The organism is Caballeronia sp. HLA56 (assembly GCF_054655155.1).
In genome coordinates, this window is sequence record NZ_BAAHOB010000003.1 from 512,202 (window position 1) to 533,628 (window position 21,427).

Consider the following 21,427-nt stretch of genomic DNA (forward strand, 5'->3'; position numbering starts at 1 on the left):
GCGGCGGCGTCACGGCGTAAGGACCTCAGTTCTTGGAAAAGTCGTACCAGGTATTGCCGTTGGTCGTGTTCCAGCTATAGCCCTTGATGTTGGCGCGCGTGGCAAGCTGATAACCCGGATTGATGAGGAACACCCACGGTGCTTCGCCCATCACGAGTTGCTGCACGCGCTCCATCGAAGTCTTGCGCTTGGCTTCGTCGGTCATCGAAAGACTGTCGTTGATGAGCTTGTCGACTTCCGCATTCTTGTAATGCGAATAGTTGATGAGCGACGCGCTGTTGAGCCAGAGATTCGTCACGTACGCGGCATCCGGCACGATAGCCATGTCGCGGAAGAAGTACATGGGAATGGTGCCCTTCGAATAACGCTCGACGAGCGTCGATGCAGGCAGCTTCTGCAATTCCACGTCCACGCCGATCTTCGAGAAAGCCGTCTTCAGGATGATCGCCAGTTCTTCCTCGGTCTGGTCGCCGGTGGGATAGCCCAACTGCGTTTTGAAGCCCTTCTCGTAGCCCGCTTCCTTCAGCAAAGCACGCGCTTTGTCGAGGTCCTCGGTGTAGTGGTAGTACTGATCCGTGTACGCGGGATAGATCTCCGATACCGGGCTCTTGGTGGGCCGCGCCGTGCCGTAGAACACGGACTTGAGGATCTGCTCGCGCGGCACCGCGTAGTTCAGCGCCTGACGCACCTTGTCGTTGTTGAAGGGCGCAACGGCGTTGTTCATTTCCACGCGCTGAATGTAGTTGCCGTAGACCTTCCACACTTTCACGCCGGGCATTTTTTCGAGCGTGGCCTGTTCGCGCGGCGCGAGCCATTCGGCCACATCGACGGCGCCCGCCTGCAACGCCGCGAGGCGGTTGGCCGACGTCGGCATCTCGCGGAACACGATACGCGTGAGCTTCGGCGCGCCGCGATAGTAGTTCTTGTTGCTCTCGTAGACCACTTCCTGGCCGGGCGAATACTTCGTGACCTGATACGGCGCGAACGATGCCGAATGGCTCGCGAGCCAGCGCGATCCCCACGGGTCGTCCGGCGTGATGTGCTTCTTGATCTCGACCGAATCGATGATGCCGAGATCGTTGTTCACCCACAGCCGTTCGATCAGCGGCGACGAACCCGGCAGCGTGACCTTCACCGTGTGGTCGTCTATTTTCTTGAAGGCCGTGTCGAAGTCGGTGATCTTCAGCACCTGCGTCATGTACCAGCGGAACGTCGCCTTCAGATTCCAGCCGCGCTGGAAGGTCCACATGACGTCGTCGGCGGTGAGCGTGTTGCCCGCATAGCTCTTGACGCCGGGGCGCAGATGGAAGGTGATCGAAGTCTTGTCGGGCGAAGTCTCCCAGCTTTCAGCGAGCGCACCCTTGAGCTTGCTGAAGTCCTCGACGGTCACGCCGTTTTCACCCGGCTTCATCTCATAGGTGAGCAAGCGTTCGAACACGTTGCGGCGCGCCTCGTGACTGGCTTCGGTCGGCGGATATTCCTGATCCAGCGACTCCGGCGTGCGCGGCCCGGCCACGACCAGAACCGAATTGTTGTTCTGCGCGAAGACGGGCATGGCAAGCGCGCCGATGCCGAGCGCGGCGGCCGCCGCGATAAGCCGCGCAAGCTGGATGGAACCCGCTCGCGTCAATGCGGACGCGGGCTTGGCGTCGTAGGTTTGCGACATGACACGCTCCTTGCGTGAAGATGAGACCGGTGGGATCGGATGGAACCGTTGATGCGAACTCGAAGCAGACGCGTCGCGCTTCATCGCGCCGCGCGGCTGGCAGGTTTGCCCGGAACGATGGTGGGCAGGCCGCGCGGCAAGAAGCGTCCGCGTCCCGGCGTGCCGAAGTAGCGCCTTCCGTCCCACACGACTTCGCCGCCCGCGATGGTGTAGGCCGGCCAGCAATCGAGCGAGCGGCCTTCGTATGGCGTGTAATCGACGGCGTGATGCAGCATGGCGTTGGTCAGGCGCACGGGGTCGTCGGGATGCTCGTCCCAAATCACGAGATCGGCATCCGAACCGATCGCGATGGTGCCTTTGCGCGGATGCAGCCCGTAGGTCTTCGCGGGGTTGGTCGCGGTGAGTTCGACGAAGCGGTTGATCGAGATGCGCCCGGTCATCACGCCTTCGGAATAGAGCAGCGGCAGTCTCGTTTCAATGCCCGGAATGCCATTCGGAATATACGGAAACGCGACTTCCTCGCCGCCCGGCTTCTTGCCCGTGGGACTTTCGAACGAGAAGGGTGCGTGGTCGGACGAGAACACGGTGAACGTGCCGTCCGCGAGCGCGCTCCAGATCGCTTCCTGACTATCGCTGTCGCGCGGCGGCGGACTGCACACACAGCGCGCGCCTTCGTAGCCGTCGTCCATGCCGAGGTCCTCGGCCGTGAGAAACAGATATTGCGGGCAGGTCTCGGACAGCACCTTGAGGCCGCGGCTTCGCGCCCATTGAATCTGCTCGACCGCGTCGCGCGCGGAGACATGCACGAGGAGCATTGGCACGTTGACGAGTTCGGCCAGGCTGATGGCGCGATGCGTGGCTTCGCGCTCCACGAGCATGGGACGCGAGGCGGCGTGATAGCGCGGCGCGGTGAGACCCGCGTCGAGCAGGCTTTCGGTGAGCCACGCAATGCACTCGCTGTTTTCCGCGTGGATCATCGCCATGGCGCCGTGCGCGCGGGCCAGCGCGAGCAGCCGCAGAATCTGGCCGTCGTCGAGCTTCATGTCGTCGTAGGTCATGTAGATCTTGAACGACGTGTAGCCCTCCGCGATGAGCTGCGGCAACTCATTCGCCATGACGTCCGGCGTCGGGTCCGAGACGATCAGATGAAAGCCGTAGTCGATGCTCGCCCGTCCTTCCGCGCGCCGGTGATAGTCGTCTACGGCCGCGCGCAGCGTTTGCCCTTTCTGCTGCGCCGCGAACGGGATGATCGTCGTGGTGCCGCCGCAGGCCGCCGAGCGCGTGCCGGACTCGAAGTCGTCGGTCATGCGGGCGGGCGGCGCGATGGGCTGATCCAGATGGCAATGCGCGTCGATGCCGCCGGGCGTGGTGATGCGGCCTTGCGCGTCCACTTCACGCTTGCCCGCGCCGAGCGACAAACCCATCTGCACGATGCGGCCGTCCTTCACACCGATGTCGGAGAGGAACGTATCGCTTGCGGTGGCGACTTGGGCGTTGCGAATCACGAGGTCGAATTCTGCGTCCATGCATGCTCCGGTGTAGCGGGCGTTGTTGACATGTTCAAGTAAACTACACCGAAAAATAGCGTGTCAAAAATACTTTTGTTGTCAACAACGTTGTTGACTAGATTTCCAGCCGATCAGCGGCAGCGCGCGCCGGGACGTTCAACGGTCCGGGCGCGCGTGGTTTTGTGAAGAAGGAAGGGTTTGAAGCGGAGGGCGTTGAGTCTTACCGGGTCAAAGCGGACTGAATGCCGCGAGTTCCCCGACGTAGCGCTTGGCCAGCGGCCGTGCGAATTCCCCGCGCTTGGCGGTATTGAGCTTCAACGTGACGAGCGCCTCGCACCACTTGAGCGCGGCCGTCACGCCGTCGATGACGGGCACGCCCAGCGTGTCCTGCAACTCCGCGCACAGATCGGCCATGCCCGCGCAGCCCAGCACGATCGCCTCGCTGCCGTCTTCGTCGAGTGCGCGCCGGCATTCTTCGAGGATCGTGGCGCGCGCGGCCGAACCGGGCGTTTCGAGTTCGAGCACGGCGAGTTCGGTCGCGCGCACGTTGCGGCAAAAGCGCTCCATGCCGTAGCGCTGCGCGAGATGCCAGGCAAGTCCGCGCGTGCGTCCGAGCGTCGTCACCACGGAAAAGCCCGGCGCAAGCACGCTCGCGGCATGCATCGCCGCTTCCGCGATGCCTATTACCGGTCCGCGCGCGAGTTCGCGTGCGGCGTAGAGGCCGGGGTCGCCGAAGCAGGCGATCACGTACGCGTCGCAGCCTTCTTGCTCGCCGCGCGCCACTTCCATGAGGAGGCCGGGCGTGGCGAGCGCATCGTCGTAATGGCCTTCGATCGAAGGCGGGCCCATTGTCGGACTGACCGCCACGACTTCCGTGCCGGGCGAAGCGACCGCGCGCGCGCAGCGGGCCATCGCGTCGGTCATGCCTTGCGTCGTGTTGGGATTGATGAGCTTGATGCGCATGACTTCCTTTCGTTCGATTCGTGGCCTGAACTCAAGCGCCGCCCAAAAGCCGGGTCAGCGCGAGCGCGACGGTCTTCGTCGCAATACGCATGTCTTCGAGCTTGACGTGCTCGTCCGCGCGATGTCCGTTCGCTTCCAGCAGCGTGCGCGGCCCCGCGCCATAGATCACGGTCGGCACGCCCGCTTCGCAATAAAGGCGCGCGTCGGTATAGAGCGGCACGCCTTCGGCCGGTATGTCGATGCCCATGATCGTGAGCGCCGCGTCCTGCAACGCGTGCGTGAGACGTTCCGCGCCCGGCAGCGTGCGCATGGGCGTCGCGGCCAGCACTTCGCGCGTGGCGATGGTGATGCCCGGCAGTTCGCGCGCCGCATCGCGCACGACGCTTTCCAGGCGTTCACGCGCGCGCGCCGGATCTTCCTCGGGCACGATGCGCCGGTCGAGCCGCAGCTTCACGCGGTCGGGCACGACATTGGTGTTGATGCCGCCTTCGATCAGCCCGACGACGAGCGTCGGATGCTCGATACCGGGCGTGGCCGAGCGAATCTCCTGCAACTCGCGCCGATGCGCATACAGCGCGTTCAGCACGACTGTCGCGGCTTCGAGCGCGTCGTGTCCGGTATCGGGCCGCGCCGCATGCGCCGACTTGCCGCTCACCGTGACTTCCAGATGCAGGCAGCCGTTGTGCGCAACCGTGATGGCGTAGCTGAAGCCCGCGCAGATGGCGTAATCCGGCTTGACGATGCCTTCGGCAAGCAACCATCCCGGCCCGAGCAGACCGCCGGTTTCCTCGTCGTAGGTGAGATGCAGCTCGATCGTGCCTTTGAGGTCAACGCCGCTTTCGACCAGCGCCTTCAACGCGAACGCATACGTGGCGAAATCCGACTTCGATACCGCCGCGCCGCGCCCGTACAACGCGCCCTCGCGAATCTGCGCGCCGTACGGGTCGCTCGACCACCCCTCGCCGGGCGGCACCACATCGCCATGCGCGTTGAGCGCGATGACAGGTCCAACGCCAAAGCGTTGCCGCACGACGAGATTCGTGACGCTCTGCATGCCCGCCGCCTCGACGAGCGTTTGCGGCACCGCGTGACGTTCGACTTCGAAGCCGAGCGCTTCGAGCAGCCCGGCGGTCATGTGCGCGTGCTGCGCGCAGTCGCCGGGCGGATTGTCGGAAGGCTTGCGCACGAGCGCCGCGAGAAATTCCACTTGCGCTTCGAAGCGCGTATCGATCGATTGTAAAAGCGCCTGCACGTTCGGTCTCCGCATCAGATGCGCGACGACGGCGCGTAAAAAGGCTCGCGCGGCGTCTCGCTTTCGCCGGTCAGATAGCCATCATAGAACGCCTTGACGTGCGGAAACACGGCGCGTCCCAATTCGCGGCGCGCGGTCTCTTCAGGGCTGCGCGGCTGCGAGAGCGTACGCGCGATGTCTTCGAGCACCGCATCGCGATCCATACGCGTGAAGCGGCCTTCGCGATACACCACTTCGCCACCGATCATCACGGCATCGACGGCATTGGTCTTGGCGCGCATCATCAACGCGTCGAGCATGGGAATGTCGTCGTCCTGATACGGCCACGTCGCGGTCTTGTAGTTCATCAGCACGAGATCGGCGAGACGCCCCTCTTCGAGCCTGCCGATACGCGCGCCGAACGGCGTCGTACGCGCGCCGTCCTCGCTTGCCATCTTGAGAATCTGCGGGCATGTCGGCACGTCGTCGTCCATGCCCGGCGTGCGGTGAACGTTGAGCGCAAGACGCATCTCCTGAAGCATGTCGCGATCTTCGTTGATGCCCGCTTCGTCGAGCCCCATGCCGACCGTCACGCCATGCCGCGCAAACGCGTTTAGCGGCGCGACGCCGCTGCGCAGCCGGAAGTTCGAACTGCAGTTATGGCAGATGCAGGTGCCCGTATGCGCGATGGTCTCGATGTCCGCCTCGGTGAGCCAGACACCGTGGCCGAGCGTGAGCGAAGGACCGAGCAGGCCCAGATCGTTCAGGTGACCGACTGCCGTCTTGCCCGAGCGACGCCGCGCATATTCCTTTTGATACGCGGTTTCGACCAGATGCATGTGCATGGGCACGCCGTGCCGTGCCGACTTCTCCTTGAGCGCGAGCAGCGTGTCGTCGCTGCACCAGTGAAGGTTGGCCGGCGCGAGCTGAATGGCCGTTAGCGCATGGCCTTCGTTCTCGCGCGTGAGGGTATCGAAGAGTTGCAGGTAATCCGCGAGCGGAATGCGAAAACGCCGCAGATGCGCCCGCAGCTTATCGCCGGTTTCGGACGGCAGGCGGTTGCAAAAGTCGTCGTCGGCTTCGTAGACGAGCAGGTTCTGATCGCGCACCGCGAAGCTGTACGACGCGCGCATGCCGAGATCGCGATAAGCATCGAGCACGCGCGACGCGGCCCGATGGATGGCATCGAGCGGACCGGGACGCCAGCCGTGAATATGCTGCACGGTCGTGATGCCCGAGGCGATCATCTCGAAGGCGGAGTAGAGCGTGTCCAGATACAAGTCGATATCGCGTGCCCCCATGCGGCTCGCGAACCAGAGTTCGAGCGCATGGTCCGGCGAGCCGAGTTGCACCGGCGTGAGACCGACATGATGGTGGCTGTTGACGAAGCCCGGCATCAGCACCGTGTCGGGCGAACCGAGGCGCAGCGCGTGCGGATACTTCTGCACCATCGCATCGCGCGGGCCGATCTCGACGATCACGCCATCGCGTTGATACAGCGCCGCGTCGCGCACCACCTCGGCCGCATGCCGGTCGGCCGCGCCTTTCACAATCCATCCTGCCACGATCAATGATTCGGACATCGCGTTCTCTGCTCTCTCGAAGTGAATGGGGAAAATTAGAACGACGGCGTGCCGTATAGATCGGTCCGCCGATGCGCGTAATAATTGAGCCGACGCCGCGTGCGCGCGATATCCGCGTGCACGAGCGTCGCGCTCACGATGCCTGCGCCGAGCATGCCGGACCTTCGCGCGAGCACCGCTCCATCGGCCGCGATCACACACGATTCGCCGAAGTTGTCGATACGCGCGTCATCGAGAAACTCGTCGCCGGCCTTGTTCGCGCACAGCACGGCGAGGCCGTTTTCGCGGGCATGCGTGCGCATTTCGCCGACGAAGAAGTCCATGTCGTCGCCGCCGCTGCCCGCCACCGGCACGATCACGAGGTCCGCGCCTTGTGCCCGCAGCGCGCGCCAGCACTCGGGAAAACGCCGGTCGTAGCAAACCAGCACGCCCACGCGCCAGACACCGACGTTCACCACATGCAGACCCGAGCCGGGCGTGAAATGCGCGGGCTCGTCATAGCCGGGCGGGGGATCGTCGCCGACGGGCAAGTGCAGCTTGCGGGCAACCGGGCCTGCATTTGCACGCAACGTTAAGCCTTTGGCATCGAAGCCAAGCACAGCGTTGTGATAGCAACCGCTCGCGGGATCGTGCTCGTAGAACGGCACGATGAGCGCGGCATCGCATTCCTTTGCGAGCGCGGCCCACTTATCTGCGAAAGCGCCTTGCGCGGGATTCGCCCATTCGCGATAACGTCCCGCAGGCGAGCCCGCGAAATACGGCACCGTCGCGAGTTCCGGCAGCGCGATGAGACGCGCGCCTTCGTTTGCGGCGCGGCGTACCGCATTGAAAGCGATGGCCGCGTTGTGCGCGAGATCGGTGGTGCAGGGCGGCGATTGAATCGCGGCTACGCGAAGCACGTCGTCGGTCACTTGATGCGCTCCTGCTCCGCGAACGCGCGGTCAACTTCGTCGCGCAACAGGTCGGTCAATCGATCGGCGAGCGCGTGAAAGGCCGGGCTGCGCGAATCGCGTGGACGCGGCATGTCGACGGGAATGATCGTCTTGATCCGCCCGGGCCGCGCCGTGAACACGACGATACGATCCGCGAGCGCAATGGCTTCGTCGATATGATGCGTGACGAAGACCATCGATACGCCCGCTTGCCGCCACACCTGAATCAGAAAGTCCTGCATGCGGGCGCGCGTTTGCACATCGAGTGCGGCGAAGGGTTCATCGAGCAGCAGGATTTCCGGCTTGAGCGCAAGCGCGCGCGCCACGGCCGCGCGCTGCCGCATGCCGCCCGACAACTGATCCGGCCGCTTGTCGATGGCTTCGGAAAGTCCCACGCGTTCTAGAATCTCCTGCGCGACCTGGCGGCGGCGATCCTTCGGCACATGCTGCATCTTCAAGCCGAACGTGACGTTCTCGCCAACCGTGAGCCATGGATAAAGCGACGCCTCCTGAAACACGAGCCCGCGATCCGTGCCCGGCGCATGCACTTCCGCGCCGCCGCACACAATGCGGCCTTCGGTCGCCTGTTCGAGTCCCGCCATGAGAAAGAGCAGCGTGCTCTTGCCGCATCCGCTCGGACCCAGAAAGACGACGAACTCGCCGCGCGCTACTTCGAGGTCGATGTCGCGTAACGCCACGAACGGTTCGCCGTCCGTCTCCCACGTCTTGCCGACGCCCGTGCAGGTCACGAGCGGCGGCTGGCCGCGGCGCTTCGGTGCAACGTCGGCAAAGGCTTGTTCGGTCATGTCATTTCCTCAGGCCGCTTTCCGGCACCCAAAACAGCACTTTGCGCTGCACGATGCGCAACAGGTAATCGAACGCGAAACCGAGCACGCCGATCAGCGTCATCGTGAAGAACGAAAGGCTCGCGTTGAAGGTATTGCGCGAGAGCATCACCACTTGTCCGAGCCCGCTGCCCACGCCGGTCGCCTCCGCAATCAGCACGACCATCCACGCGCCGAACAGGTTCATGCGCAGCACCATGAAAAGCGACGGCAGAATCGCGGGCAGGATCACATGGCGAAACGTCTGCGCGCGCGTGGCGCCCATTACGGCGGCCACGTTCAGCTGCGTGCGGCTCACGCTGTCTATTTGTCCGATGGTCGATACCGTCATCACGAAAAAGAGCGAGATGAAGACCATGAACACCGCTGGCCCATTGCCGATGCCGAACAGAAAGATCGCGACAGGCAGCCACGCAATGGGCGAGATCGGCGCAAGCAGCGTAATGGTGGGCAGCGTGAGATTGCCGAAGAGACGAAAGTAACGGATGGCCACACCCATCGCCACCGCGCAAACGAAGCCGAGCGTGAGACCGGCGAGCACGCGCAAGGTAGTCGCGACGATGGTCATCGCCAGCGCGCCGAACGCCGTGCCGCTCGACTGCTCGCCGATCACATCGCTCGACAAAAAGTACTGCGCCTGCGAGCCGAAGTTGCGCAAAAAGATATGCGGCGGCGGCAGCAAGAGTGGATCGGCCCAGTGCAGCGCCCAGGCCGCTTCCCACACGGCGATGAAGCACGCAAGCGAAGCGATGCCCCACAGAAGCGGCACGATGCGCGCAAGGAGCGGCGCGCGCCGCGCCCGCGCACGTCCATCGGCGGTCTTGTCGCTCGCGCGCTTCAAGCGGGAAGTGGCGTATCCCATGAGGCTGCTCATGCGGTCTTTCGCTGCAATTGCGCGTACAGGTCGCCGTTTTCCTTGATGACTTCGGTGAGCGGCCCCCAGTCGAACATGTCCTTGCCTGGCAGCTTCTTGATGTAGCGAAGCTCCTTCAGATTTTCCGCGCGGCCGAGGATGAACGCTTCGTTGCCACGCTGATCGATCATCGGCGGCTGCTTGGTGGCGGCGTCGAGCGTGGCGTCGTAGCTCGTCTTGAAGTATTTGCCGACGGTGTCCTTCACGGCGGTCGCGCGATCCTGTTCTTCCTGATGCTGCGCGACCATCATGGCCTTGATGAGCGACTTCACGGCATCGCGATTCTCGTGCAGCAACTTCTCGCGCACCGCGAGCACGCAGTCGGAATAGTTCGCGCCGTACACATCGACGCCATTGGAAAGCATGACCGAACCCGCGCGCGACTTCAGCGCCTGCGTGGCGTACGGCTCGATATGGCACATCGCATCGATATTGCCCGCGATGAACGCCTGCGCCAGTTCCGGCGACGTGCCGAAGTAGCGCACCTTGACGTCCTTGAAGCTCATGCCCGCTTTCTTCAGATAGTCGTAGGGCAGCATTTCGAGCGTATCGGCCTGGAACGTGCCGATGGTCTTGCCGCGCAACTGCTCCGCCGACGTGATGCCCGGCTGCGCGACGATCACGCAGCCCTGCACGCCCGATCCCGCGACGACCTTGATGGGCGCGCCCGCATCGTAGAGCGTCATGAAGTTGGTGTACGGCACGACGCTCACATCCACCACGCCCGCGCCGAAGAGCGCCGCGATGTCGGCATTGGTCGGCGTGGTCACGAAATCGAGCGTCACGCCTTGCGCCAGATTGCGCTCCTTCACGAGAAAGAACGGGCAATTACAGAGGCCCGTGCCGTGCGTCGCCTTGAGCGTGAGACCGCCGGCCGCGCTGGCGTTGGTGAGCCATGCGCCGCCGAGCATCGCGCCGCCCGCCATGCAGGCACTGCGCGCAAGAAAGTCGCGCCGCTCGTGGCTGACCGCGCTAAGACGCAGCGATGCCGCGTTTTTATCGATGAATTTCCTGAACATCGTGATATCCCCGTCAAATTGAACAAAGGCGTTTCATTGGAAAATCGGTCCGGACTTGAGCAAGCCGTCGAGCAGATCGAGGGCGAAGATGTCGCTCAAGCGCGGCGTGATACGCATGCGTCCAAGCGCTTCGAGTGCCGATGCCCGCGCGAGCACGCTGGCGCGTAACGGCCGAATGTCGACATCGGATGGCTGACGCGCCATGCCCGCGAGCAACTCGTCATGCGAAAACTCGGGCCATCGATGCGCACTCGCGCGCAACGCGGCGTGCGGATCGCGCTCGATGAGCGCTTGCGCTTCGAGCATGCCGGCGAGCACTTCGCGCACGATGTCCGGCTGTGCCACGAGAAAACTTTCACGCGCGACGAGCAGTGTGTCGGGATAGTCGCCGCCCCATGCTTCTATGCCGTCGCAGAGCACATCGAAGCCTTGCGCCACGAAGCGCGAGATATACGGTTCCACCAGCGTCAACGCGGCAATGCGGCCGGCGAGCAGATCGCCGGCGGCGGCGGTCAGCGAGCCGAAGTGCACACACTCGACCTCGCGCATGCCGACGCCGTAAATGCGCAAGGCGTCGTAGAGCAGGGCTTCCATGGGGTCGTCGGCGAAGGTGCCCACGCGCTGGCCGCGCAGTGCCTCGACGGTCAAACCGCCTTGCCCGACCAGCGCCATGCCGAGCTTGCCGCTGCCGCCGACGATGCGCAGCGGATCGGGCAACGCGTGATCGACTAACGCTTGCGTGAAGCCCGTGGTGCCGAGTTGCGCCGCACCGGTACGCAACAGCGCGGCCGTCGATTTGAATTCGGCCAGCTCTGGTGCTTCGGCGTGAAGTCCGCGCGCTTCGAGCAAGCCCGCGTCGATGGCGACGAAGAGCGGCAGATTGGAAAGCGCACCGCCGTGCGCCAGCAACAACTTTCGCATCGTGTTCCCAGTGGTCGGGTTCGTTCCGTGAGACGTCGCGCAGCGCTTAGAGGCATCGCCCGAGAGCTTTAGCGAAGACCGTGCCACTTTTGCATACGTAAGTTGACGTTAACCGCGACTGCCTTTGTTTACTAGCGATGCAGATTATTGACTACAAAATCAGCTACGTTTGTATACGAGACTTGCTGCGGTTCAATTGGACCATTTCGCACCATCGGCGTGTAACGCTGCACCTTCGCGATGCTTTTTGGCACCAACAATGCTGCTTTTTGCTTGGTTTGTTCGGCGCTTCACAGTGCTGATACATACAATCCCGATTTGAATCGTATGCAATCTAAGCGGATAATCGCGCCAGGAATACCGCAGGACTCAGGAAGACCTCATGCCCACAGACAAGAAACGAAGCGCATCGAATGAACTCGACGTCAAAGGGTCATTCGATGGCGTTCAACGCAATCCCATCTACGAACGGTTGATGAACGCCATCGCCGAACATCGCCTGCATCCGGGGACGAAGCTCGCGGAAGACCGGCTCGCCGCCATCTTCGGCGTGAGCCGCACGGTGGTGCGCGCGGTGCTGCAACAGCTTTCGCATGAACTGGTGGTGACTATCGTGCCGAACCGGGGCGCGTTTATCGCGAGCCCGACGGTGGAAGAAGCGCGCGAACTTTTCGAGGCGCGGCGGCAGATAGAACTGCCCGTGGTCGAGAAGGTTTGCCGGTCCGCGACGAAGAAGGACATTGCGTCATTGAGGGCGCATGTCGCGCGCGAGGAAGATGCACGCAAGCGCAATGACCGGCGCACCGCTGTACGGCTCTCGGGGGAGTTTCATGTGTTGCTGGCGCAGCTTGGCGGCAATCGCTTCATCGAGCGCACCATGCGCGGCCTGCAGATGCTCACGTGTCTGACCATCCTGCTCTACAACGCGCCGACCTCGGAGGCGTGTCCGCACGACGAGCACGCGCGCTTGATCGATGCGCTCGAAGCCGGCAACGTCAAGCTGGCGCAACAGCTCATGGTCGAGCATCTCGCGCACATCGAAGCTACTCTGCGGCTGCATACGGCGGAAGAAGAGGAGGACGATCTCGAAGCTATCCTGCTGCGTGGCGCGTAGCGTGCGATGTGTGCGATGCGTGCCGGGCGCGCGCTTTTGAACCGCGCGATACCGCACGCTCCACATTAATTTTCCGGCTTTAATGACTTCAGGGCGGCGCAGTATAGTGTGGCTGCAAGCGCCTCGCTTGCGGCGTCCTTCGAGACGCCCCACACGAATCATCACAGCAAAGGACGTCCGATGAGACTCCGCGTTGGCTACGATCTTGCCTATGAGTGTCCGCAGCCGACACCCATGATGCTGATGCTCAACACGCATTACTCGCATGCCAACGATGTGATCGTGGCGGACGTGCTTGCCACCAATCCGCCGGTGCCGATTACTCAGTATCGCGATGGTTTCGGTAATTTGTGCAGCCGGATCGTGGCGCCGCCGGGGCGTTTCGAACTGTCGACTTCCGCATTGCTCAATGTATCGGGCGAGTTCGAAACGCGTCCCGTGGATGGCCGGCAACACGCGGTGGAAGAACTGCCCGACGAGTGCCTCGTCTTTCTCCTCGGCAGCCGGTACTGCGAAACCGATCTGCTATCGGAAGCCGCCTGGCAACTCTTCGGCAATTCCGCGCCGGGCGTGGCCCGCGTGCAGGCAATCTGCGACTTCGCGCATCATCACATCACGTTCGGCTATCACCATGCGCGCCCGACCAAGACGGCCTGGGAGGCTTACCAGGAGCGCGTGGGCGTGTGCCGCGACTTCGCGCATCTCGCGGTGACGCTGTGCCGCGCGCTGAATATTCCGGCACGTTACTGCACCGGCTATATCAGCGATGTCGGCTTGCCGCCGCCTTATGCGCCGATGGATTTCGCGGCGTGGTTCGAGGCCTATGTCGGCGGCACGTGGCAGGTCTTCGACCCGCGCAATAACGCGCCGCGCGTTGGCCGCGTGCTGATGGCGTACGGCCGCGACGCCGCCGATGTCGCGCTCAGCAACACGTTCGGGCAGACCACGCTCGTCAATTTTCATGTGGTTTGCGAGCCCGAGCAGGGCTATTAGAGGCGCGCCGCACGAATAGTCTGCATGGTCGGGAATGCTCAATGCTCGAATAGATGTATTAGCCATTAAAAAAGCGAGCACCATCATGCGCAAGCACCTGCCCCGTCTCCTTGTTGCGGACGACGATGCCGCCATTCGTGCGGCCTGCGCTTCAGCACTATCGCTCGAAGGCTACGATGTCCATACGGCCCAAAACGGTTGCGCCGCGCTGGCCGAGATTCGCCGGTGGCGCCCCGAGATTGCCCTGATCGATGTCGAAATGCCGCTCATGAACGGGCGCGAGGTTGCGCGTCAGTTGCGCCAGGCCGACGAGCACAAACTGACGCTCCTGATCGCCGTGACCGCGTTGTCTTCGATGGCGGAACGCGCGGCATCGATACGCGCCGGTTTCAATTACCACTTCACGAAGCCGCTCAGGTTGAGCGCGCTACTCGAAACGCTGGCGCTTCACGCCAGTTCGCTAAAAAGCGCCCGCTGATTCGAGCGCCGTCGTCAAACCGAATGGCGCGCTAGGTTGATGGTGAAGATACACCCGACGCCCGGTAGGTTCGCCACGCTCAACACGCCGCCATACGTCTCGACGATCTTTTTGGAAATCGACAAGCCCAGGCCCAGACCGCTCTTGTCGGCGGACTGCTGCGTGAAAGGTTCGAACATGGTGAGCGTGGAGTCGGGCGGAAGTCCGCCGCAATGGTCTTTCACGTCCATTAGAATGCGGCCGGCCACGGCATAAGCGTTGAGCGACACTTCGCTTTGCGGGCGCGTGAACTTGAACGCGTTTTGCAGCAGATTGCCAAGTGCCGAATAAAGCGCATCGCGGTCGGCGCTGACGGCAAGCATGCTGTCGACGGGAGACACCGTGAATTTCACGCCTCGCACTTGCGCTGCTAGTTCAGCCGCGTGCGCTACCTCGGTAATGAAGTCGGCCAATGAAAACGTCGCCGCCGACGTCCCGCCGTCCGCCAATTCCTTGACGTCCGCAATGGAGCCGTCGATTAGCGTGCGCAGCGAAGCCAGGCCACGCTGAAGTACCGTTCCCGTGGCGCCCGTCAGGCTCAGACTTCCGGTTCTCGCGGCTTCGAAGGCCGTTGTCGCGATGGACAGCGCGTTTCTCAGTTCGTGGGCAAGTTCGCCCGCCCGTTCCTGAGAGGCGCGCTGTTGTTCCTGATTTGTGCTTTGCGCGCGTTGATAACTGAATTCGGTGACAGCCTTGGCAATGGCGTTATCGAGACAGCGGTTTAACGTTCGATATTCATTGATCTGGAATGGTACATCGCGCTCGTGCGCCAAATCGGTAATGGCCTGACAAAGATCGCCGTAATCGTGCACGACCTGAGCGATCGTATAACCGAGCAAATGCAGCGCGTGACCATGCTGTCCGGCCGTTGCGCCCATCTCCGATTCCGTCATGATGCCGCCGGCCGCACCCGATACCGCGCGACTCGCGAGCGGATCGCTGCCTTGCTCGATGCGCAGCGTCTTGATCAATTGGTCGAGAAACATCGGTACGCCGTTTTCGAGCTGCGCATCGGAGGCTGCGCGCGTCGGGCGGCTCGCAACCTTGGCTCGACACCGCTCCACCAGCTCTGAGCGATTATTGGAGAGGAAGTTGTGCATCATGGCCTATGTCCTTGGCGCCACGCGCGTGACCGGCCGGCCATGTGGAGGAAGCAGCTTTGCCAGTGAGAGTGCAAGTCAAAAGGAGCAATGCTCGAACAAAACCGAGCGATCCGAGCGGAACCGAGGAGCGCCTTGCGCGCTCGCGCTGCAATGCTACGCAGCCGGCTCCCGAGAAAAACTTATTTAATTCCGCGCGTCCAATGTTGCAAATCCGTGAGTGGATTCACCGTGCGCTTTGCGAGATCGATAACCGCAGCCGACTTTTCGTCGGCCGCAGATCGTTTTAGTGCTTTGCAATAAGGTTCATTATCACGCAGCTCGCACGTGAGCCGCGCACCACGTCTGTCGCATCCTTTAAATAAGCGGTAATCACCTGTTATTCAGCACACAGCGTATTTATTCACGGCTTGCACGTTCAAACCCGCTGAATAACGTTTAACGCGCGATGCGCAAACCTTTGCGGTGCATGGCAGCGCAGATCGATCGGCTATTTGCCGCACGGTTATCCGTAAAACTTTGGTACCGCATGAGCGTGCTCTGTCACAATGTCGGGGATGAGGAGGGAAGCCGTGAATAGACCACTTTTACCGGCGGATTCGCGAGAGGCATTGGCGCGCGACATGGGCGCCGTGGCTGGAATCGGCGCGGTGCCGTCGATACTCAAAATGATCTGCGACGAAACCGGAATGGGTTTCGCGGCCGTCGCGCGCGTCACCGACTCGACCTGGACGGCGTGCGCCGTTCAGGACAACATCAATTTCGGACTGGTGCCGGGCGGACAACTCGAACTGCGCACCACGCTCTGCTCGGAATCGCGGGCCTCGCGTGCGCCGATCATCGTCGATCGGTTCAGCAGCGACACCACGTATCGCGATCATCACACACCCGCCATTTACGGTCTCGAAAGCTATATTTCCGTGCCTATCGTTTTGCCGGACGGCGAGTATTTCGGCAACCTCTGCGCAGTCGATCCGCGTCCGGCGAAGGTATCCGAGCCGCGCGTCGTGCGCATGTTCGAGGTGTTCGCAAATCTCATCGGCATGCAGCTCGCCAGCGAAAAGCGGCAATGGTCCACTGAAGCGCAACTGTTCGACGAGCGCGAGACGGCGCATCTTCGGGAGCAGTTCATCGCGGTATTGGGTCACGATTTGCGCAATCCGTTGAGCGCCGTGAGCGCGAATGGCGAATTGTTGAGCCGGCGCAAGAGCGAGCCGGATCTCGTCGGTATCGGCAATCGGCTCAAGGCGACGGCGGCGCGCATGGCGCGGCTGATCGACGACGTGCTCGATCTCGCGCGCGGCCGTCTCGGCTCGGGCATGTCGGTTAGCATCGTCGCGGTGGATGACATCGCGCCTTACCTGCGCGCGGTCGTCGACGAGCTTTGCGTGGCGAACCCGTCGCGCGCGGTGAATCGCGCCATACAGGTTGATTCCGCGGTCAGTTGCGATCTCGTCCGCATTCAGCAGTTGCTTTCAAACCTGCTCGGCAACGCGATGACTCACGGCGGCGCCGATACGCCCGTCACGGTGGAGATTGCGGTAGAGCGCGATCACCTCACGCTGTCGGTGACCAATGGCGGCGAGCCTATCGCGCCGGAGACGCTCTCAAAAGTGTTCGAGCCTTATTGGCGTCCCGCGACGAGCGCGCCGGGCGGCGGGCTCGGACTCGGGCTCTATATCTGCAAGCAGATCGTCTCGGCGCACGGCGGAACGCTCGGAGTGGAATCGAGCGCCGAGATCGGCACGAGATTCACCGCGCGCATTCCGGTTCGCGCACGAGACGCCGGCTTCTAAACGGCTCAATGCGCCGCCGCAAGCTGGTTCGCGTCATCTCCCTGTTGCCAGCCGAGGCCAAGACTCTTTTGTAGCGACACGAAGTCTTTGAGCAATTCGCCCTGCGCCGCAACCACGTCCTGCTGCGCGGCGAACTGCGTGCGCTGCGCATCGAGCAGATCGATCAAGGTCGACACGCCGGCCTTGTAGCGCTGACGCACGAGGATGGCGGCGCGCTCCGACGACGCATTGACCTCTTCGAGCCGCACTAGATGCTCGCGCTGATAGCCGTAGCGCGCGAGCGCCGAATTGGCGTCCTTGAGCGCGGCCAGCACGGTCTTTTCATAACGCGCCTCGGCTTCGTCGCGCGAAGCCTTCGCGGTATCCACGCTCGCCGCCGTGCGGCCGAAGTCCAGCACGTTCCATTGCAGATACGGCACGCCGAGCCACGAGAAATTCTGCTTGCGCAGCAAATGTCCCGGGTCCGACGCCGTGAAGCCGATATCGCCGAGCAACGTCACCTTCGGAAAATAGTCCGCGACATGCTCGCCGATCTGCGCATTGCTCGATGCGAGGCGCCGTTCCGCCGCGCGGATGTCCGGACGCTGTTGCAGCATCGCCGATGGCTCGCCGATAGCCACCGAAGCTGGCAGGTCGGGCAAGGGCGCGGCCTCACCGAGTTGCGCGTCCAGCGCGCCGGGCGCGCGGCCCGTGAGCACGGCGAGTTGATCCAGCGAATCGGTGATCTGCACCTGCAACGGCACGAGCGTCGCGCGCGTGGTATCCACTTGCGTCGTGAGGCGCTCGACATCCACGTCGGCCGCCGTGCCGCGCGCGCGGCGCTGCTCGGTGAGCGTGAGCATTTGCTGCTGATATTCGGCGGTGCTGCGGCCGAGCGCGAGACGTCGTTGCTGGTCGCGCAAGCCGACGTAGGTGGACGCGACTTCCGCCGCGAGCGACACCTGCGTGTCGGCGAGATCCGCTTTGACGGCGTCGGCTTCGTCGGATGCCGCTTCGACCGCGCGACGCGTGCCGCCGAAGAGATCGAGTTCCCACGAGGCGTCGAAGCCGGCGGTGTAGAAGTCGAGCGGACCACGCCCGCTGGATGTCGCCGTGCCCTGATCCGAACCTCCCGCATTGGATGCAGCGAAGCTGCCGAGATCGGGCGAGCGCATACGCAACGCCGCCGCCGATGCCGACGCCTTCGGCATGCCGTTGGCCTCTTGCCCGCGCAATTGCGAGCGCGCTTGCCGCAGTTTCGCCTGCGCGATTTTCACATCGGGATTGCTGGAAAGCGCCGCATCGACAAGATCGTTCAGTTTCGGGTCGTTCAGCGCGAGCCACCACTTGGCGGGTGCATGCGAGACGTCGACGCCCTGCTGCGGCGTACGCACGAACGTCCCGCTTTTGAGCGATTCCGCCGCGATATCCGGCGCGCCACGGTAATCCGGACCCACCGTGCACGCGGAGCAAATGAGCGCAAGCAAGAACGGCATGGCGCGCCGGCGACGGAAGGAGTTGAGAGACATCGTTGAATCAGTCATGACATTAGTGGCCGGCGGATGGCGTTTCGCCAGCCTGATGACGCGGCGTTTTGAGCAGAAGGGCGAGCGGCACGCAGGCCAGCAACGCGATCGCGAGGATGAAGAAGGTTTCGGAGTAGGTCATGACGATGGCTTGCTGGCCGATCTGCACGGACAATTGCCCGAGCGCCTGCATCTTGGCGTGCGCCATGTCGCCGCCTTGCGCGAAAAATCCCGCCGCGTTGGCCGCGAGCCGGTCCTGGCCGAGCACCGAATTGGCCGTGAGCGTCTCGCGGATGGCCTCGCCGTGAAAGTCGTTGCGCCGGTCGATGACCGTCCCGATGATTGCGAGCCCGACCGATCCGCCGAGGTTGCGCGCCATGTTGTAGAGGCCCGCGGCATCGCCGGATTCCTCGCGCGAGACCGCGGCCATGGAGGCTTGATTGAGCGGCATCATTGCGAGCATCTGGCCGAAGCCGCGCAAAATTTGCGAGGCGTAGAAGTCGTGTCCGACGCTTTGCGCCGTCAGCGATATGTCGAGCAGACAGCTCGCCGCGAAGAACAACAAGCCGGTGATGACGAGCACGCGGAAGTCGAACTTGCCGAGCAGACGCGGCAACACGGGCATGATGAGAAACGCCGGCACGCCTGACACCAGCATGATCGAGCCGGATTGCAACGCGTTGTATCCCGCGACGATGCTCAGGAACTGCGGCAGCAGAAACGACACGCAGTAAAGCCCCGCGCCGACCGCGAAGACAATGAGAATCACGCTTGCATAGCGCGGATTGCGCAACAGAGACAGCCGCACGATAGGCCGCTTCGCGAAGACTTGCGACAGCGCGATCAGCAAAAAGCCGAATGCCGTGACGCACGTGAGCAAGACGATCTCGCTCGACTCGAACCACTGATTGCGCTGACCTTCTTCGAGCACGACGGTAAGCGAACTCAGCCCGATGGCGAGTCCCGCGATGCCGAGCCAGTCCGCCTTGAAGAAGGCGTCCCACTGCGGCTTTTCCTGCGGCAGACCGGTGATCAGCAACGCGATCAGCGCGACGCCCACGGGGATGTTGAGAAAGAAGCACCACGACCACGAGATGTTCTCCGCGAGCCAGCCGCCGAGCACGGGACCGAGCAGCGGCCCGAGCAGCACGATCAGCCCGAAGATGGTCATGCCCACGGGCATCTGCTCGCGCGGCAGCCGCGTGCGGATGATGGTCTGCGCCGTGGGGATCATCGCGCCGCCGGTGAAGCCTTGGCCGATGCGGCCAGCGATCATCATGGGCAACGAGTGCGAGAAGCCGCACATCACCGAGAACAAGGTGAAGAGCGTTGCATTGCTCAGGAGGAAGTTGCGCAGGCCGAAGACGCGGGTGAGCCACGCGGCGAGCGGAATCATCACGATTTCGGACATCAGATAGCCCGTCGAGATCCACGTGCCTTCGGTGCCCGTCGCACCGATTTCGCCCTGAATTTGCGGCAACGCCGAGTTGGTGATGGAGATGTCGAGCGTGGCCATCAGCGCGCCGAGCGCGCCTGCCGTGACGGCGATCCAGTCGCCGGCGCTCGCGCGCGCGGCACGGGCCTCAGTCATGACTGTTCTCTTCGGCGATATGGCGGCTGTCGTCGGTGGCGGAGCGCGTGTCGACATCGACGGTGACGGACAGACCCGGCAACAGCACCTTGCGCGTTTGCGGACCCGTATCCACGCGAATACGCACCGGCACGCGCTGCACGATCTTCGTGAAGTTGCCGGTGGCATTTTCCGGCGGCAAGAGCGCGAACTGCGCGCCAGTGCCCGGCGAGAAACTCTCGACCACGCCATGCAGATCGGCGCCCTTGATGGCGTCGACATGCAGCGTGGCCGGCTGGCCTACGCGCATGCGGCCCACTTGAGTTTCCTTGAAGTTCGCTTCGAGATAGAGCGCTTCGACCGGGACGATGGTCATGAGCCGCGTGCCCGGCTGCACATACTGACCGACGCGCACGCTGCGGTCGCCTACGCGCCCCGCGAGCGGGCTATAAAGCGTGGTGTCGTGCACGTCGAGGCTGGACTGATCCAGTTGCGCCTGTGCGGCTTCCATCTGTGCCTTCGCCTGCACGATTTGCGCTTCGGTCGCACCGATCTGCGTGCTGGCCGAACGCGCCGCCGCGAGATTCGCGGCGAGCGTGGCGCGCGCCTGATCGCGCGTGCTGACGAGATTGGCAAGACGTTCGGCGGTTTCCGCGCCGCTCGCGGCAAGTGGCTCGTAGCGGCGCACGTCGGCTTCGGCTTGCCGCAAACTCACGCGCGATACCTCCGCTTGCGCCTTCGCCTGTTCTGCGTTGGCCTGCTGCTGTTTGACTTCGGCCTCGGCACGGAGGATGTCGGCGGCGCGGGCGTCGAGCGTGGCCTTGGCCTGATCGAGTTGCGCCTGATACTGCCGCGTGTCCAACCGCGCGACCGGCGCGCCGGCGGCGACCGTCTGATTGTCCGCGACGAGCACTTCGGTGACGTAGCCGCTCACCTTCGGCGCGACGGTCACGCTGTCGGCCTTGAGATAGGCGTCGTCGGTGGTTTCGATAAAGCGGCCGACCGTCCACCAGCGCACGCCCCATGCGATGCCGACTACCACCGCGACGATACCGACGACGATAAGCACGCCCTTGCGCGAAGGCTTGCGCGTGGTGGTGTCGTTGATCTTGCCGCTATCGGCGGGCGCTTCTGCTGCCATGTTTCTCTCCAACGTTTAACGCGACCGCGAGATAATTACGCGTGTAAGGCACGCAATCGGGGCCGCTGATACTAGACGATATCGTCTAGTATGACGCAGACTAGACGGAC

18 protein-coding genes are annotated in these 21,427 nt (G+C 63.2%); 4 read left to right on the forward strand and 14 right to left on the reverse strand.

The window, feature by feature from the left end; genetic code table 11:
• Window positions 1-25: 25 nt before the first annotated feature.
• The 10 genes from ACYQ47_RS14315 to ACYQ47_RS14360 all read right to left on the reverse strand — a co-directional run bounded on the left by ACYQ47_RS14315 (window position 26) and on the right by ACYQ47_RS14360 (window position 11,581).
• Entirely contained in the window at window positions 26-1,666 is a 1,641-nt protein-coding gene (locus tag ACYQ47_RS14315; RefSeq protein WP_250467864.1) for an ABC transporter substrate-binding protein, read from the reverse strand.
• 80 nt (window positions 1,667-1,746) lie between these two features.
• Window positions 1,747-3,192: a dihydropyrimidinase gene (hydA, locus tag ACYQ47_RS14320; RefSeq protein WP_459905749.1), complete on the reverse strand. Its 1,446-nt coding sequence runs from the start codon at window positions 3,190-3,192 to the stop codon at window positions 1,747-1,749.
• 210 nt (window positions 3,193-3,402) lie between these two features.
• Window positions 3,403-4,137: an aspartate/glutamate racemase family protein gene (locus ACYQ47_RS14325; protein ID WP_244831175.1), complete on the reverse strand. Its 735-nt coding sequence runs from the start codon at window positions 4,135-4,137 to the stop codon at window positions 3,403-3,405.
• 31 nt (window positions 4,138-4,168) lie between these two features.
• Window positions 4,169-5,404: an ArgE/DapE family deacylase gene (locus tag ACYQ47_RS14330; RefSeq protein WP_459905751.1), complete on the reverse strand. Its 1,236-nt coding sequence runs from the start codon at window positions 5,402-5,404 to the stop codon at window positions 4,169-4,171.
• A complete protein-coding gene (locus ACYQ47_RS14335) occupies window positions 5,404-6,951 on the reverse strand; it encodes an amidohydrolase family protein (protein WP_244831177.1) in 1,548 nt (515 codons plus the stop codon). Before ACYQ47_RS14335 ends, ACYQ47_RS14330 begins: the two co-directional genes overlap by 1 nt.
• A 35-nt stretch (window positions 6,952-6,986) precedes the next feature.
• Complete coding sequence (locus ACYQ47_RS14340) at window positions 6,987-7,862, reverse strand: carbon-nitrogen hydrolase family protein (protein WP_459905752.1); 876 nt, start codon at window positions 7,860-7,862, stop codon at window positions 6,987-6,989.
• Window positions 7,859-8,689: an ABC transporter ATP-binding protein gene (locus ACYQ47_RS14345; RefSeq protein WP_244831179.1), complete on the reverse strand. Its 831-nt coding sequence runs from the start codon at window positions 8,687-8,689 to the stop codon at window positions 7,859-7,861. The genes ACYQ47_RS14340 and ACYQ47_RS14345 overlap by 4 nt, the downstream gene beginning before the upstream one ends.
• A 1-nt stretch (window position 8,690) precedes the next feature.
• Entirely contained in the window at window positions 8,691-9,602 is a 912-nt protein-coding gene (locus ACYQ47_RS14350) for an ABC transporter permease (protein WP_250467868.1), read from the reverse strand.
• Window positions 9,599-10,660, reverse strand: a complete 1,062-nt coding sequence (locus ACYQ47_RS14355) for an ABC transporter substrate-binding protein (RefSeq protein ID WP_250511699.1) — start codon at window positions 10,658-10,660, stop codon at window positions 9,599-9,601. Before ACYQ47_RS14355 ends, ACYQ47_RS14350 begins: the two co-directional genes overlap by 4 nt.
• A gap of 33 nt (window positions 10,661-10,693) precedes the next feature.
• A complete protein-coding gene (locus ACYQ47_RS14360) occupies window positions 10,694-11,581 on the reverse strand; it encodes an ABC transporter substrate-binding protein (protein WP_459905755.1) in 888 nt (295 codons plus the stop codon).
• A 382-nt stretch (window positions 11,582-11,963) separates the two neighbouring features.
• Here ACYQ47_RS14360 and ACYQ47_RS14365 point away from each other — a divergent pair, with 382 nt between their 5' ends.
• From ACYQ47_RS14365 to ACYQ47_RS14375, 3 genes are all read left to right on the forward strand, one after another.
• Window positions 11,964-12,695: a GntR family transcriptional regulator gene (locus tag ACYQ47_RS14365; RefSeq protein ID WP_459905756.1), complete on the forward strand. Its 732-nt coding sequence runs from the start codon at window positions 11,964-11,966 to the stop codon at window positions 12,693-12,695.
• A gap of 180 nt (window positions 12,696-12,875) precedes the next feature.
• Window positions 12,876-13,688 carry a transglutaminase-like domain-containing protein gene (locus tag ACYQ47_RS14370; RefSeq protein ID WP_459905757.1) on the forward strand — a complete coding sequence of 271 codons (813 nt, stop codon included), beginning with the start codon at window positions 12,876-12,878 and terminating at the stop codon, window positions 13,686-13,688.
• Between the two features lie 85 nt (window positions 13,689-13,773).
• Window positions 13,774-14,166, forward strand: a complete 393-nt coding sequence (locus ACYQ47_RS14375) for a response regulator (RefSeq protein WP_459905759.1) — start codon at window positions 13,774-13,776, stop codon at window positions 14,164-14,166.
• A gap of 14 nt (window positions 14,167-14,180) precedes the next feature.
• Here ACYQ47_RS14375 and ACYQ47_RS14380 read toward each other — a convergent pair whose 3' ends face one another.
• Window positions 14,181-15,308 (reverse strand): sensor histidine kinase, encoded by a 1,128-nt coding sequence (locus tag ACYQ47_RS14380; protein WP_459905761.1) that lies wholly within the window; start codon window positions 15,306-15,308, stop codon window positions 14,181-14,183.
• Between the two features lie 569 nt (window positions 15,309-15,877).
• Between ACYQ47_RS14380 and ACYQ47_RS14385 the strand changes: the two genes are divergently transcribed.
• The gene (locus tag ACYQ47_RS14385) at window positions 15,878-17,101 is read left to right on the forward strand and encodes a GAF domain-containing sensor histidine kinase (RefSeq protein ID WP_309847486.1); all 1,224 of its coding nucleotides are present in this window, start codon (window positions 15,878-15,880) and stop codon (window positions 17,099-17,101) included.
• A gap of 5 nt (window positions 17,102-17,106) precedes the next feature.
• On the opposite strand, the gene ACYQ47_RS14390 is transcribed toward ACYQ47_RS14385, so the two are convergent.
• The 3 genes from ACYQ47_RS14390 to ACYQ47_RS14400 are packed head-to-tail and all read right to left on the reverse strand — an operon-like array spanning window position 17,107 to window position 21,317.
• Window positions 17,107-18,609, reverse strand: a complete 1,503-nt coding sequence (locus tag ACYQ47_RS14390; RefSeq protein WP_459905763.1) for an efflux transporter outer membrane subunit — start codon at window positions 18,607-18,609, stop codon at window positions 17,107-17,109.
• A gap of 19 nt (window positions 18,610-18,628) precedes the next feature.
• The gene (locus tag ACYQ47_RS14395) at window positions 18,629-20,197 is read right to left on the reverse strand and encodes an MDR family MFS transporter (protein ID WP_250493920.1); all 1,569 of its coding nucleotides are present in this window, start codon (window positions 20,195-20,197) and stop codon (window positions 18,629-18,631) included.
• Entirely contained in the window at window positions 20,190-21,317 is a 1,128-nt protein-coding gene (locus ACYQ47_RS14400) for an HlyD family secretion protein (RefSeq protein ID WP_244831190.1), read from the reverse strand. Before ACYQ47_RS14400 ends, ACYQ47_RS14395 begins: the two co-directional genes overlap by 8 nt.
• Between the last annotated feature and the right edge of the window lie 110 nt (window positions 21,318-21,427).

Bases quoted from the DNA above. Each gene is read 5' to 3' on its own strand.
- ACYQ47_RS14315 (WP_250467864.1), bottom strand. From the start codon at position 1,666: ATGTCGCAAACCTACGACGCCAAGCCCGCGTCCGCATTGACGCGAGCG.
- hydA (WP_459905749.1), bottom strand. From the start codon at position 3,192: ATGGACGCAGAATTCGACCTCGTGATTCGCAACGCCCAAGTCGCCACC.
- ACYQ47_RS14325 (WP_244831175.1), bottom strand. From the start codon at position 4,137: ATGCGCATCAAGCTCATCAATCCCAACACGACGCAAGGCATGACCGAC.
- ACYQ47_RS14330 (WP_459905751.1), bottom strand. From the start codon at position 5,404: ATGCGGAGACCGAACGTGCAGGCGCTTTTACAATCGATCGATACGCGC.
- ACYQ47_RS14335 (WP_244831177.1), bottom strand. From the start codon at position 6,951: ATGTCCGAATCATTGATCGTGGCAGGATGGATTGTGAAAGGCGCGGCC.
- ACYQ47_RS14345 (WP_244831179.1), bottom strand. From the start codon at position 8,689: ATGACCGAACAAGCCTTTGCCGACGTTGCACCGAAGCGCCGCGGCCAG.
- ACYQ47_RS14350 (WP_250467868.1), bottom strand. From the start codon at position 9,602: ATGAGCAGCCTCATGGGATACGCCACTTCCCGCTTGAAGCGCGCGAGC.
- ACYQ47_RS14355 (WP_250511699.1), bottom strand. From the start codon at position 10,660: ATGTTCAGGAAATTCATCGATAAAAACGCGGCATCGCTGCGTCTTAGC.
- ACYQ47_RS14360 (WP_459905755.1), bottom strand. From the start codon at position 11,581: ATGCGAAAGTTGTTGCTGGCGCACGGCGGTGCGCTTTCCAATCTGCCG.
- ACYQ47_RS14365 (WP_459905756.1), top strand. From the start codon at position 11,964: ATGCCCACAGACAAGAAACGAAGCGCATCGAATGAACTCGACGTCAAA.
- ACYQ47_RS14370 (WP_459905757.1), top strand. From the start codon at position 12,876: ATGAGACTCCGCGTTGGCTACGATCTTGCCTATGAGTGTCCGCAGCCG.
- ACYQ47_RS14375 (WP_459905759.1), top strand. From the start codon at position 13,774: ATGCGCAAGCACCTGCCCCGTCTCCTTGTTGCGGACGACGATGCCGCC.
- ACYQ47_RS14380 (WP_459905761.1), bottom strand. From the start codon at position 15,308: ATGATGCACAACTTCCTCTCCAATAATCGCTCAGAGCTGGTGGAGCGG.
- ACYQ47_RS14390 (WP_459905763.1), bottom strand. From the start codon at position 18,609: ATGTCTCTCAACTCCTTCCGTCGCCGGCGCGCCATGCCGTTCTTGCTT.
- ACYQ47_RS14395 (WP_250493920.1), bottom strand. From the start codon at position 20,197: ATGACTGAGGCCCGTGCCGCGCGCGCGAGCGCCGGCGACTGGATCGCC.
- ACYQ47_RS14400 (WP_244831190.1), bottom strand. From the start codon at position 21,317: ATGGCAGCAGAAGCGCCCGCCGATAGCGGCAAGATCAACGACACCACC.